At 66.5% G+C, this 13,043-nt stretch carries 12 protein-coding genes; 2 read left to right on the plus strand and 10 right to left on the minus strand.

The window, feature by feature from the left end; translation table 11 throughout:
* Nucleotides 1–23: 23 nt before the first annotated feature.
* From BLR21_RS04530 to BLR21_RS04560, 7 genes are all read right to left on the minus strand, one after another.
* Complete coding sequence (locus tag BLR21_RS04530; RefSeq protein WP_090004293.1) at nucleotides 24–1,049, minus strand: NAD(P)-dependent alcohol dehydrogenase; 1,026 nt, start codon at nucleotides 1,047–1,049, stop codon at nucleotides 24–26.
* Nucleotides 1,046–1,771, minus strand: coding sequence for an iron-sulfur cluster assembly protein (locus BLR21_RS04535; RefSeq protein ID WP_090004294.1), 726 nt, complete (start codon nucleotides 1,769–1,771; stop codon nucleotides 1,046–1,048). The genes BLR21_RS04530 and BLR21_RS04535 overlap by 4 nt, the downstream gene beginning before the upstream one ends.
* Nucleotides 1,768–2,796, minus strand: a complete 1,029-nt coding sequence (locus tag BLR21_RS04540; RefSeq protein WP_090004295.1) for an amidohydrolase family protein — start codon at nucleotides 2,794–2,796, stop codon at nucleotides 1,768–1,770. The genes BLR21_RS04535 and BLR21_RS04540 overlap by 4 nt, the downstream gene beginning before the upstream one ends.
* 13 nt (nucleotides 2,797–2,809) lie before the next feature.
* Nucleotides 2,810–3,160: a propane 2-monooxygenase effector subunit MimD gene (gene mimD / locus BLR21_RS04545; protein ID WP_420843849.1), complete on the minus strand. Its 351-nt coding sequence runs from the start codon at nucleotides 3,158–3,160 to the stop codon at nucleotides 2,810–2,812.
* Between the two features lies 1 nt (nucleotide 3,161).
* Entirely contained in the window at nucleotides 3,162–4,274 is a 1,113-nt protein-coding gene (locus tag BLR21_RS04550; RefSeq protein ID WP_090004296.1) for an aromatic/alkene monooxygenase hydroxylase subunit beta, read from the minus strand.
* A 34-nt stretch (nucleotides 4,275–4,308) separates the two neighbouring features.
* The gene (locus BLR21_RS04555; protein WP_090004297.1) at nucleotides 4,309–5,349 is read right to left on the minus strand and encodes an FAD-binding oxidoreductase; all 1,041 of its coding nucleotides are present in this window, start codon (nucleotides 5,347–5,349) and stop codon (nucleotides 4,309–4,311) included.
* Between the two features lie 89 nt (nucleotides 5,350–5,438).
* On the minus strand, nucleotides 5,439–7,082 hold the full coding sequence (locus BLR21_RS04560; RefSeq protein ID WP_090004298.1) for a ferritin family protein: 1,644 nt from the start codon (nucleotides 7,080–7,082) through the stop codon (nucleotides 5,439–5,441).
* A 201-nt stretch (nucleotides 7,083–7,283) separates the two neighbouring features.
* Between BLR21_RS04560 and BLR21_RS04565 the strand changes: the two genes are divergently transcribed.
* On the plus strand, nucleotides 7,284–9,077 hold the full coding sequence (locus tag BLR21_RS04565; protein ID WP_176929448.1) for a sigma-54-dependent Fis family transcriptional regulator: 1,794 nt from the start codon (nucleotides 7,284–7,286) through the stop codon (nucleotides 9,075–9,077).
* A 162-nt stretch (nucleotides 9,078–9,239) separates the two neighbouring features.
* Here the strand turns inward: BLR21_RS04565 and BLR21_RS43515 are convergent, their stop codons facing one another.
* From BLR21_RS43515 to BLR21_RS43525, 3 genes are all read right to left on the minus strand, one after another.
* Complete coding sequence (locus BLR21_RS43515; RefSeq protein WP_256334455.1) at nucleotides 9,240–9,524, minus strand: integrase core domain-containing protein; 285 nt, start codon at nucleotides 9,522–9,524, stop codon at nucleotides 9,240–9,242.
* Nucleotides 9,525–10,096: 572 nt separating this feature from the next.
* Nucleotides 10,097–10,327 (minus strand): recombinase zinc ribbon domain-containing protein, encoded by a 231-nt coding sequence (locus BLR21_RS44500; RefSeq protein WP_338061029.1) that lies wholly within the window; start codon nucleotides 10,325–10,327, stop codon nucleotides 10,097–10,099.
* 89 nt (nucleotides 10,328–10,416) lie between these two features.
* Complete coding sequence (locus BLR21_RS43525) at nucleotides 10,417–10,803, minus strand: hypothetical protein (RefSeq protein ID WP_256334456.1); 387 nt, start codon at nucleotides 10,801–10,803, stop codon at nucleotides 10,417–10,419.
* A 794-nt stretch (nucleotides 10,804–11,597) separates the two neighbouring features.
* On the opposite strand from BLR21_RS43525, the gene BLR21_RS04585 reads away from it, so the two are divergent.
* The gene (locus BLR21_RS04585; RefSeq protein WP_090004302.1) at nucleotides 11,598–13,034 is read left to right on the plus strand and encodes a carboxylesterase family protein; all 1,437 of its coding nucleotides are present in this window, start codon (nucleotides 11,598–11,600) and stop codon (nucleotides 13,032–13,034) included.
* Nucleotides 13,035–13,043: the final 9 nt, after the last annotated feature.

Raw genomic sequence — 13,043 nt, forward strand, 5'->3', positions numbered from 1 at the left:
CAGTGTGTGGTGGCGGTGGAGGCCTAGGGCACGAGGATCGCCCGGCCGCGGACCTCGCCGCGGTCGAGGTCGTCCAGCGCCTTGGCGAAGTCGGACAACGCGTATGTGGACGTGTGCAGTGCGACCTTCCCTTGTCCGGCAAGGACCATCAGCTCGGCCAGGTCGTTGTAGGAGCCGACGAGGTTACCGATGAAGTTGATCTCGGTGGAGATGATGTCGATCGTCGGCACGTTGAGCGCGCCGCCGTAGCCGATGACGTAGTAGTTGCCGTTGCGACGCAGGCTCGCGACGCCGTCCTCGATCGCCCCGCCCTCTCCGACGAAGTCGATGACCGCCTCGGCACCGTTCCCACCGGTCAGTTCCCGCACGGCCTCGACCTGGTCGCCGTCCGCGAGCACGGTGTGGTCGGCGCCGAGTTCCCTGGCCAGTGCCAGGGCGTCGGCGTTGCGGTCGACGACGATCATCTCCACCGAGGACAACGCGCGCAGCACCTGGACCCCGATGTGGCCGAGGCCGCCCGCGCCGATGACCACCGCCCTGTCGCCGGGGCGCAGGGCGCGGGCCGCCTTGGCCACGGCGTGGTAGGCGGTGAGCCCGGCATCGGCGAGCGCGGCCACGTCGGCGGGCTGGAGCGAGTCGGCGAGCCGGATCGTCGACCGTGCCGTGGTCTTCAGGTACTCCGCGTACCCGCCGTCGGTGTCGATGCCCGGGAACGAGGAGTTCTCGCAGTGCACGTCGTCGCCGAACCGGCACGCCCGGCACAGGCCGCAGGTCACCAGCGGGTGCAGGATCACCGCGTCGCCCACCGCTACGTTCGTCACCGCGCTGCCGACAGCCTGCACCCAGCCCGCGTTCTCGTGGCCGATCGTGTACGGGAGGTCCACATCGGACTTCTCCGCCCACTGACCCTCGATGATGTGCAGATCGGTCCGGCACACGCCGGCCCCACCGATCCGGACGATCACGTCGAACGGCGAGGTGATCTCCGGATCGGCGACGTCGACCAACTCCGGTGTGACGTGGTACTTCCCGAGCTGGACGGCCTTCATGCGGACGCCTCCTGTTCCGGGTGACGAGGTCGCTGGTCGGCGGCCGCGTGCGGATAGCGGGTGGTGAGCAGGCCGCGGCAGAAGTGCGCGTTGCCGTCCATGCTCACCCGGACGGTGCGGGCGAACTTGAGCCGAAGCGGAACCTGGTCCGCGGGCACGGGTTCGCCGCCGTCGTCGACGAACACCGGCGAGTCCTCCGCCACCGGCAGGCCGATGTCGGCACGGCGGCGCAGCAGGCTGTCGCGCTCCGGACTTTCCGGGAGGTCGCTCAGGTTGGCGAGGGACAACCCCTCGATGGTCCAGCCGTCCTTGATCAGTCGCCGGCACGCCCGTTCCAGGCACGCGGTGTGCGCCTTGCGCTGGAAGTTGCGGCGCAGATCGTGCAGTTCGGCCACTGCCTCGCCGGGGAACGAGCCGACGAAGCCCGCTCCCGCCGCGACCCCCGCGTTGATCTCATCCGACGCGAAGTGCTCCTCCAGCACCACCGCGACGTGGTCGACGCCCTCGACACCCATCGCGGCGTCGTAGGCGTCGGCCACCATCAGGTAGGCGAAGTTGGGTGCGCAGAAATACGTCGGCAGCCGGAGCCGCACCTCCGCGCGCCCGTCGGCGACGGTCGTCGCCGTGACGAAGCCGAGGTCCACGATCGACTCGTCCAGCTCCGGATCCCGGACGGTGCCCAACGCTGCGACCACCGCACCGCTCAGGTCCTGGGCGATCATGCCGACGCGCCGACGGCGACCTCGGCGGCGGGCTCCGCCGGGATCTTGATCGCCAGTTCCGGTGGCACCGGGAGGTCGTAGAGCCGCGCCGCGTTCAGGCCGAGGATCTTGCGCTTCACGTCGGTCGTGAGCGGCGCGTACTCGTCCAGGTCCGCCGGGATCTGGAAGTCCACGAACTTCTCCACCAGCCACTTCGGGGTCCAGATCGCGTAATCGCTGGAGAACATGATCCGGTCCTCCCCGATCCAGTAGAGGAGCTCGCCGATGATCTGGGCGAAGTACCGCGGCCTGGTGTGGATGAACGGCATCGCCACGGCAAGACCGCCGTGGACGTTGGGCTCCTGCGTGGCGATCCAGCAGAAGTCCTCCAGGCGCGGCAGGCCGACGTGCTCGACGATGAAGTCGAGGTCGGTGAAGTCCGTTGCCACGGCATCGATGTCGGCAACATCGAACGAGTCGCGGTCCAGCGGGCGGATCGTCGGTCCTTTGTGGACGTGGATGTTGGTGATGCCCAGTTCCTGACACGCTTCGAGGTACTTGTAGGTCCACGGGTCGGTGAGCTTGTAGCCGCGGGAGTCACCGTGCCACTCGGCGGTGTAAAGCTTGACGCCCTTGAGACCGAAGCGCTTCGCGTCGCGCCGCAACTGGTCGAGGCCCGCCTGTTCGAAGCGGGGGTCGAAGTTGTGGTTGTAGGTCAGCTTGTCCGGGTGCTTCTGCGTGAGCGCCCAGGACTCCTCGGTCTGCCCGAACCCGGACTTGTAAAAGGCGGAGAGCGCGGCGGGCTGGAAGATCGCGTGGTCCACGTAGCCGTCGGTGAAGAGGTCCTTCATCAGGCGTTCGCCGCCGTAGTAGGTGTACTCGTCGTAGGGCCACACAGCGTCTTCGGGGCTCAGGTTCTTGTGGTAGTCGTAGAAGCAGTCGATGAACTGCTTGCCGTGGATGTTGCGGCAGTTCTGCTCGCGGCCGTCCCAGAGGGCGATGTGCGAGTCGACGATGTAGTAGTCCTCGCCGTCCTTGCTGTACATGGTCTTCGCTCTCCTACTCGACCGGCTTGAGGTCGAAGTCGATGTACTCGGCGGCGTCCTCGGGATTGGCGAACATGATCGTCTTGTCGTCGAGGTGGACCATGCGGCCGTAGTGGGTCGACATGATCTCCTCGAAGTCCGACCCGTCGAACTCCGTGCCCAGCGCGTCGGAGATCTCCGCGTAGTCGAAGACGATCTTGTTCGGGCCGTCCACGCGGATCATCGACGGGAACTCGGAGATCACGATGCCGTCCTTGGCGCCCATGACCTCCGCGACGACGTAGCCGTTCTGGTTGTTCATGAGCGTGACGCCGCACATGTTGGACGACGTGCGGTTGACGTCGAAACTCGCGGAAGAGGTCACTTCACTGCTCCTTCGACATGACGAGGCCGAGCTCGGTGATCAGGGTCCGGAAGTCGGCGGTCGCGGCGGAGCAGGAGTCCGCGAAGGTGACCGCCCGGTCCGCGGGCTGCGACCAGATCGGCTGCAGCTCGTGCGCGGCGTGTGTGCTGACCGGAACCCACTTGTCGAGCCAGCCCTGCATCACAGCTTTGTTGTGCTCGCCGTGCTCGGGGTCGTTGGTCAGCAACGAGAAAAGGGCGCGGGTGTAGCGCAGGTCGCGGGCGTAGTCGTTCTCACCCGCGCCGATCAGCGTCGGGGTGATGTAGTCGCCGTTGCGCGCCGCGATCTGCATGAGGAAGTCGCTGCGGAACAGCACCCCCACGAGCGGCTCGAACACGACGTTGGTCGCGAACACGGCCTCGGCCCAGTCATCGACCGCGGTCAGGAGTTCGACGTTCTCCCGAACCCCTTGCCACGAAGGGTTGTCCTTCCACGTGGCACGGTGCGCGGCACCGTCGAAGGCCTCGATGGACTGGCTCAGGTCCAGGTTGTACAGCGCCAGGTCCTGCGCGAACCGGAGCCGGTGGACGCTGTTGACGGCGATCGCGTTGTTGATCATGTTGGTGGGCGCGGAACGCTGCGCGGTCACGAAGACGTGCATGCCCAGACCCTGCTCGGCGTGCATCCACGCGCCGACGTTCTCCGCCACGAACCTGGTCCACGTCGGCGACCAGTGCGCGTAGGCGCCGGCCTCCTTGGCGTTCTGGAGGTTGAGTTCGATCTGCCGCACCACGTTGGCGTTGTTGCGGTAGATCGTCTGCTCCCACTCCTCGTTCGGGTCGAGGAAGGCGTGCCAGTTGCCGCTCCTGAGTGCGGTCCAGTCGAGCGGGTAGCCGCCGTCACTCGCTGCGAACCCGTAGATCCAGCCCTGGCTGAGGTGCCGCTCCGGGTCCGGCTGGACGTCGGTCGTCACGTCCTCGTAGACGGTGGCCCGCATCTTCCTCGGCTTGAAGTAGTTGTACGACCTGCTGGTGGAACTGGGGAAGGTCTGCATCCCCGCCTCGGCGCCGGTGAACTCAGGCTTCGGAAAGCTCGCGGGAGCCTCGTGCTTCTTTTCCTTGGCTGGCGTGCTCATGAAACAGCCTTCTTCCTCGTGGTGTGGCTGGCTGTCAGTCGTTGCCGGACTCGGCGGTGATGGTGAACTTGTCGAAGTGCACCTGCTCCTGCGGGACGCCCGCCTCGGTCAGCAGCCCGAGTGCCGCGTCGATCATCGGTGGCGGACCGCACAGGTAGACGTCGCAGGACGACAGGGAATGCTCATGCCGCCCGACGACGTCATGGACGAAGCCGGTGGTGGCGTCGCTCCAACCCTCGGGCCAGGACTCCGACAGGCACGGTACGAACGTCAACTGCGGCAACCGTTCCCGCAGTTCGGCGATCTCCTCCAGCGAGATCAGGTCGGCTTCGGTGCGCGCCCCGTAGTAGAAGACGACCTCGCGCTCGTTGCGGCTCTCGGCCATCTGCCGCAGCAGGGCCAGCATCGGCGCCATTCCCGCGCCGCCGGCGGCGAACACGAGTTTGCGTTCCGAGGAGGCCTTGAGTGTGAACGTCCCGTATGGGCCGGTCACGTCGAGCTTGTCCCCGACAGCCAGCTCACCTTCCAGCAAGCCGGAGAAGTGGCCACCGGGATAGCGCTTGATGATGAACTCGAGCGTCCCGTCCTGGGACGGTGGCGCCGCCATCGAGAACGACCGGTGCTCGTCGTGGGCCGGGATCCGGATGTCGACGTACTGGCCGGGGTAGTAGCGCAGTTCCCCCTCTGCGATCCGCAGCACCAGCCGGGTGATGTCGCGGCTCAGGTCGGTCATCGAGACGATTTCGGTGCTCACCGTGACCACCGGCAGGCCGGAGTGGATCATCTCCTCGTCGAAGTTGATCAGCTCGACCTCGAGGTCGGAGTAGGCGTGCGTCCGGCAGAGCAGGACGTACCCCTCGTCGCTCTCGTAGTCCGCGAGAGCGAACGTCGAATAGCGGTCCATCTGGACGTCACCTTCGACCAGGAACGACTTGCACGCCGAACACTGGCCTTCTTTGCACCCGTGCATGAGCATCACGCCCTGCCGGAACGCCGCGTCGAGCACGGTCTCGTCCTCGGACACCTCGATCTCGATGCCCACGGGCTCGAAACGCACCTTGTGCTGATCATCCATCGCCTGCCGCCCTTCCGACGCGGTTTCAGGACCGAGCGGAGGCGAGGTGGGTGGTGTGCGTCGCCCACCCCGCCTGGTCCGCGGCGTCGTCACACGCCCGAAGGCGTCCGGTTCGGATTGGCGCGGTAGGAGGCCGCCCACGCCTCGCGCTCGGCGTCGGTCATCTCGTTGAGCGTCACGTTCGGGCTGCCGAACGGGATGCCGCGCACGTCGTCGAGCGTCCACAGTTTCTTGGGGTCGCTGAGGTCGAGGTGCGGTTGCGGGATGAGGGTCTTGCCGTCGTCCCGGACGTAACCGAGGTCGGAGATGATGTCGGCGAGGTCCTGGCCGTGGTACAGCGTTTCCCATTCGCGCTTGCCGGTGAGCCGCCCCATGTTCGGGGTGTCCCTGCCCTCGTACTCGGGCCTGAACGCCACCGCGTCGGTCCAGTGACAGGGCTCCGAGCAGTAGGTGCGCCACTGCCCGTCGACCTTCTCTACGACCATGTCCTCGCGGACCAGGGCCGGCACCATGCACGTCCAGCAGCGGTGCGGGTACTCGTAGCCGACGTCCTCGAACGCGATCGGCTTGTTCTTGCCGGGGTAGGCGAGCCTGTTGTAGGCCTCCCACCACTTGCCGAACTGGTCGTACCAGCCGGGGTACTTGTGCTCGAACCACTCGAAGTCCGTGTCGGTCATGGCGTCGATCCGCCAGTAGTTGACCGGCCAGCCGGTCGCGAAGAACTGCGCGACGCGGTGCACGTAGTGCTGGTTGTAGATCCGGTCCCACGCCTTCTCGACCAGGTCGTGCGGGATGACCAGACCGTACTTCTCCAGCGGGATCAGGTAGCTGCGGTAGTAGTCGTCGTAGATCCAGCGCCGCCACATCTCGGCGTAGGAGTCCCGTTCCTTGCGGCGGTCCTTCGTGCCGTATTCGATGAACGTGCCGATCGCCGCGTCCACGACACAGTGGTTGTTCCACCACGCGTAGCGCAGGTCCCGCTCCAGCAGCTGCCGGTTGTCCTCGTCTGCCAACGCCATCAGCAGAATCGAATAGCCGTTGCTGATGTGCCGCGACTCGTCGGACTGCACCGAGTGGAACACCGTGGGCAGCAGGTAGTCGCCGTTGGCTGCCGCCTCGGACGGCATCGCCACGAACAGCGTGTTCGTGAACGCGGTCTCCGCGACCAGCGTCAGATACACGTTCGCCGCGGTGATGGCGTCACCGGTGATGAAGCCTTCGCCGAACTGGCGGCCGATCGTGCCGCAGTAGCTGTTGGCGAATGCCTTCTCGGTGATGTCGAACCCGGCGGGGTCGATGTAGTGGTTCATGTACAGGCGCTTGAGGTTCATCTGGATCGTCGAGTGCCGCACCTCGTCGATCATCTGCACCGCGAGGCCGTTGTGGATCTGGGGGTTCGGCACGGCGTCGATCGCCAGCGGCATCGCCCGCGCCGCCGAGATCTCCGGAAACGGGATGATGGACAGGAACAGCTTCTGCCACTCCATCCAGCGCTCCTGCACCTGCCGGAACATGTTCCCGCGAATCGCGCCGTCCATCGCGCCGAAAACCCGGTTGTCCTTCTCCTCCTCCATCGGGAAGTAGGAGCGCAGAATCTGCTTGAGCGGGTCCTTCTTCGGCGACTTGTCGAACTTGTAGTCGGTGCCGAACTTCTTCGCCGGAGTGGCGAAGGTCGGTTCCCACGACAACTCTGTGATCTTCTCGTGCGCCTTGCTCAGACTCTGTCTGCTCACCGCGTAGTCCTCTTCTCTCGAGACTGGATTCGGTGTGCCGGCCCGGTCGATGACCCGTGGCCCCGAGTCCTGTTCCCGGTGTCGACCTTTGGGGGCCTCGCTCATCACACCCCGTGCACAAGACGGCAACCGTCTCAATCTGAGATCGCCGTCACAGCCAGCTGGCCTACGATGGGTATCGGCCGATCCGAGGAGGCTTCCGTGGCAAAGGCGCCGCGCACGTCCGGCTTGTCTTTGATCTCAGAGGTCTCCATGACCACGGACGTCGAGGTAGGCCACGCCCGCGACAGCTTCCTCAGCGGCAGCCTCACCCCGGCTCCGCGGATCCGGCCGTCGATACTCGCGTCCTGGGAGCGGTCGCGGGAGAACAACGTGGACGTGGACCGGATTCTCGCGCCGTTCATCCGCGATCCCGATCTCGAGACTCCGCTGGCCCGAAGTGCCGCCCCGATCCTCGACCTGTTGCACGAACAGCTCAGCGGGGAGGCCGTCGGCACGATCCTGACCGACCACACCGGCCTGGTGCTCGACCGGCGCTGCTCCACCCACCAGATCGGCAAAGCGCTCGACTCCGTGCAGCTGGCGCCCGGTTTCAGCTATGCCGAGCAGTTCGTCGGCACGAACGGAATCGGTACCGCGATCTCCAGCCGGTCACCTTCCTTCATCGACGGCCGCGAGCACTACTCCGGTGAGCTGGGACAGTTCGCCTGCGCGGGAACACCGATCCGCCACCCGATTCGGGGCAAGGTGATCGGTGTCCTCGACATCACGACGTGGAGCCAGACACCGGGCCCGATGCTGCTGGCACTGGCGTCGTCCACGGCGCGCCAGATCGAAGCCGAACTGCGCGCCCAGACCGGGAGGCGGGAACTGGCACTGGTGCACGAGTACATGACGATCTGCCAGCGCTTCTCCGGCCCGGTGCTGGCGTTGAACAACGACGTCGTGATGCTGAACGACGCCCTGCGCCAACTCGTCGACCCGGCCGAACAGCAAACGTTGATCGGGTACGCGGTCGACACGATGCGTGCGGACAACCGCCACGCGCTGCGCACGGTGGAACTGCCCAGCGGGCGCACCGCACATCTGCGCTACTCCCCCGCGTCGACCGGTTCCGGGCTCGCGGGCGGTGTGTTCCGCATTCGACTCGAACAGCCGTCGGAGGGGCCGGTCGGCGGTGTCTCGCCGCGCCGGCGGCCGGCGGGGCTTGCGGGCAGCGGGCCGGCGTGGACGCGGTCGATTCAGCAGGCGTCCGCGTGCTTCGCGACAGGCGACTGGTTCGCGGTCGAGGGCGAAGCGGGTTCGGGCAAGCTCGCCTTGCTGCGCGCGGTGCACCAGCAGCACGAGCCGGGCAGGCACTTCCGCGTCACGCGGGCGCCCGCGGCAGGTGAGTTCGACGGCTGGCTCGACACCCTGACCGAGGATCTGACCACCCCGGGCGCCACGGTCGTGCTCCGGCACATCGAGCGGCTGACCAGCCAGCAGGCGTCCGCGACGGCGGACCTGCTCACTGACCGCACGTGGGACGCGGCGCGGGTGGTCGTCGCATTGCGGACGCCCGACGCCGGAGCGCCCTTACGGTCGATCTTCCCGCGCACCGTCGAGGTTCCCGCGTTACGCCACCACATCGACGACCTGCCCGACCTCGTGCATCACCTGCTCCGGCAGTTGACCAAGGACGACCAGCTGAGGTGCTCGCCCCAGGCGCTGGCGCAGCTGGCCCGGCTCGACTGGCCGGGCAACGTGAGCCAACTGCGCGGGGTGCTCGCCACCACGATCAAGCACCGTCCCAAGGGCGTCGTCGACGTCGCCGACCTTCCGGCGGAATGCCGGTCCGCGGGCCATCGGCGGCTTAGGCCGATCGAGGCGCTCGAACGCGATGCGATCGTCAACGCGTTGCGGGACAACCACGAGAACCCGACGAAGGCCGCGAAGGCGATCGGCATGTCGCGAGCCACGATCTACCGAAAGATCCGCCAGTACGGCATCGTGTGACCCTCGGCCAGACCAAGGCATCATCGGAACGTCCACGGCCGACCGGTCGAGTTCACCTCCTCCAGCGTGACGACCGCACTGCTGGCCAACAACCGCTCGTGGACGGATCCCGCTGGACCGTGTGGGGTGCCAAAACATGGCGCAACGTGCCTGACCTGCGGATCACGCTGCTCCAGGTTCATACTCGTTGATCAAGCCACCAAGCGCTCGCCGACGACGTACAGATCTACAGCCTGGGTCTCCGATCGGGTGATCGGGTCGTGGTGGAGAGTGGTGTAGCGCCCGGTGTGGTCGCCGCTGGTTGTAGTGGGAGACGTAGCGGTTCAGCACTGACTCCAGGTACCGCTCGTTGATGATCAGCAGCCGATCCGTGACCTCGCGTCTGACAGTGCCGACAAACCGTTCCGCGTAGCAGTTGGACCGCGGACACCGCGGCGGAATCTTCACAACGTCGATCCCGGCGTCCGCGAGAACGGAATCGAACGACGTCGTGAACTGACCGGCGCTGTCACGAACCAGGAAACGAAACTCGCTGGCCCGGCCGTCCAGCCAGGCCCGCCAGATATGCAGGAGAATGCCTGCGTTGCTTGAGCCGTTGAACCGCTTAAGGCTTGGACACCAAGACTACCGATACCTATTTTACCCTGCATCAGAATGTCAATGTCCGATTTCGCAGATTGGCACTCCGGACTGGCGGCGAGCTACCTATAAACACATGAACACACAAACCGCGCAAGCTTGCCACTCACTGGTGTCCAAGTCTCGGACGTTCTCTTACCCCACGGGATTCGTCAGAATCCCGTGGGGTAATTTATATTTCGGCCGTTTTCATCGCCTCACACCATTCCAACGCGAGCGTCGGCTGTACTGAACGACGGGCAGGTTCCGCGGTATTCACAGCCTGCGGGGCGGATCGAAGTTTCACTCGCTGGTCGGCGTATTCGATCTGCAGGCGTTGCTCGCGGACTTGATCAACCATCTCCGCGAGTACGTCCTCCTCCGCAGGTTCAACCGGCAACTCAAGTAGGCCTGGGGAGTGCCTCAAGCAGGTGATCTTCACGGACGTAGAAGTTTCGCGGTGCGCCGTCAGGGCGGCGCCTGACGCTCGTGAAGCCATGTCGGCATCGATAGCCAGCTCGCCCGTGGACCCAGTGTCCGTCCATCCGCCGACCACAGTGGCCACACACCACCAGCCCAGCCAACAGGTACAGCCGAACCTCTCCGACCTTGGTCGGCTTCGCTGCCCGCATTCCCTGCACCGCGAGGAACGTCTCGTCATCCACGAGAGGCTCGTGGGCGATCCGCTCGGACACCTCCCACTCGCTGACCGGGTTCCACCTCAGCGCAACGCCTCGTGCACAGGGCTACCCAGCTCCACCGGACCACCGGCCTCCGGCAACCACACCGCAACACCCAGCGCGTTCAGCCCGGACACAACCTTGCGGAACTGACCGCCGTAAAACGCCCGCTCGTACTCCCCCACGACCACCGCGTCGAAATCGCGACCTGGGACCGCTGCCGCGGCCAGCAACGCCGCCGCTTCAGGACGGTCCTCCCACGGCCAGCGTCGCGACACACCCACGTCGAAGAATTCCGCAACGACCGAACCGACGCCGTCGATCAGCTCCTCCGATACGGCACGCTGCCACGCACGAGACGTCTGAACAGCGCAACGCAGGCAACAGAGGTCCGGCCACGGGACGAACGCCGAACTGCCTACCCGCACGAGCGAACTCCGCCTTCAGCAAACCGTTGTCAAACGACAGGTTGTGACCGACAAGCACAGCACCGTCGAGCTGTTCGGCGACCGCACGCTACGCCGATCGCGCTGCCAGATGAGGCAATGACGCGCGAGGTCGTATTTGGCTAGCCGGACCACCGCGACCATGATCACCGTGACCGCCCGCTCGACGTCGTGAAGAACCCGGAAGCGGTGCCCCCTCGGGATCTTCCACACCGGCGTACAGCGCTGGGGAAACAAGTTCGCCCGCGACATCGGCCACCTCTTCGAGGCGTACGTCGGCCGGCAACTCCAGCAGCTCGCCAGCGCGGCAGTGCACCCATCCATCTCGTACAAGAACACCCGTCGGCTGCTTTGCGACAAGCGTCGACTGGATCGTCTTCTTCGAAGACGTGATCCTGCTCGTCGAGGTCAAGTCGACCAGGACGACCGAATGCTCAGCCTTGCCGGGCGCTCCCCAATCCCGCCGACACCACCGTCGTGGACGAAGCCGTCGCCCTCATGCTCACCCGCTATCTCGCCCGAGCCTGAACCCCGGACTACGAGTTCACGATCTTTCACTCGGTCGGGCCTTCGATCGAGCGGCTCTTCGCGGCGCTCGATCCCCTCCGCCGACTGCCGACCCGGAGTTTTTCTGCAGTGTCACCTGGTGACCATCACGTGTCCGGTGATCGCAGAGCGATTTGCCGAATCCCAGGAAATGATGGGAAAGCGTCACCGTGAGCAACCAGTCGCCGACACGCTGCGCGAACACCTGATCCGCGCCGGAAGGACACGTCATGACAGCCACCGCACCCACGGCCCCGACTACACCAGGGGTGCGGTCCTGGTGGGGAATCCCGTTCGCCACCGCCGAGCGATACCGCCGCCCCGTGCTCGTGGACTTCAATCCGGGCCGCCCGTATGACCGCAAGGGCGTCGCCCCCGTCCAGCCCGACAGCGGCGACTGGCTCGAAGCGGACAGCGGGACTGGCGAGGACTGCCTGAACCTGAACGTGTGGGCTCCCGAGCAGCCGGCGGGGAAGGCGCTCCCGGTGGCCGTGTACATCCACGGCGGCGGATTCGAGTACGGCGCGAACACGCAGATCACCTCGAACGCCGCCGGTCTCGCCGCGTCGGGGCGGGTGGTGGGCGTGTCGGTCAACTACCGGCTCGGCGCGCTGGGTGCGGTCTCGCTCTCGCAGTACGGCGGCCGGCTCGCCGAAGCCAGCAACCTCGGCCTGCAGGACATCATCGCCGCGCTCGCCTGGATCAAGCAGAACATCGCCTCCTTCGGCGGCGATCCCGGCCAGGTCACCGTCTTCGGCCACAGCGCCGGCGCCTACTCCACGTTCGGGCTGCTCGGTGCCTCCTCCGCGGACGGCCTGTACCGGCGACTCGCCGGGTTTTCCGCCGGGCCCACCCGTCTCCAGCCCGCCTGGTGGGCCGAGGAGCTCGCGGAGCGGTTCGTCACCGAGCTCGGCGTGGCGAGCAACCCCGACAAGCTGATCGACCTCGACACCGCCGCCCTGGTGACCGCCCTGCACAAGGTCACCCCGACCGACCTCGGAGTCCGCGGCGGGATGGACAGCAAGAGCCTCGGCGTCGTCCTGGACACCGACCAGCCCGGCGCGGTGCTGCACGCCCACCCCATGGACGTCCTCGCCTCCGGCTCGCACCGGGACATCGACGTACTCCTGAGCATGGCCACCGACGACATGGGTTGGTGGGTGGCGAACAACCTCGACCGGTTCGACCCGCACACCGTGGACCGCATCACCGACGAGGTCGCGGGCTGGCGCATTCCCCGCTCTCGCGCCAAGAAGATCGTCGATGCTTACGACCAGGGCGGCCGCACCCCCGCCGAGGTCCGTGCCGCGCTCCTGACGGACTACATCTTCGGGCTCCCCGCGGCCCGCGGCGCCCTGGCCCACGCCGCCGCCGGCGGCAACGCCCACCTCCTCACGATCGGTCCCGCGGAGGGCAGACCCGCCGTGCACGGCAGCGAGATGTATGCCCTCGTCGGCCAGGAACAGCCGGGCCGCAGCGCGGATCAGGCCGAACGCGACACGCGTATCCGCGACATCGTGCTCGACTTCGTCACCGGCGAGCAGGCCCGTCTGTGGCCCGCCGTCACCGACCGGCCCACCTCGGGAAGCGTCGGCAACCCGCCCTTCGAGGCCACCGCCCACTACCAGCAGGCCCTCGACCTGTGGGAGAACATCGACCGCCCCTGACGAGTCACC

Origin of the sequence: Lentzea albidocapillata subsp. violacea, assembly GCF_900100275.1 — a bacterium.
Classification (GTDB): Bacteria; Actinomycetota; Actinomycetes; order Mycobacteriales; family Pseudonocardiaceae; genus Lentzea; species Lentzea violacea.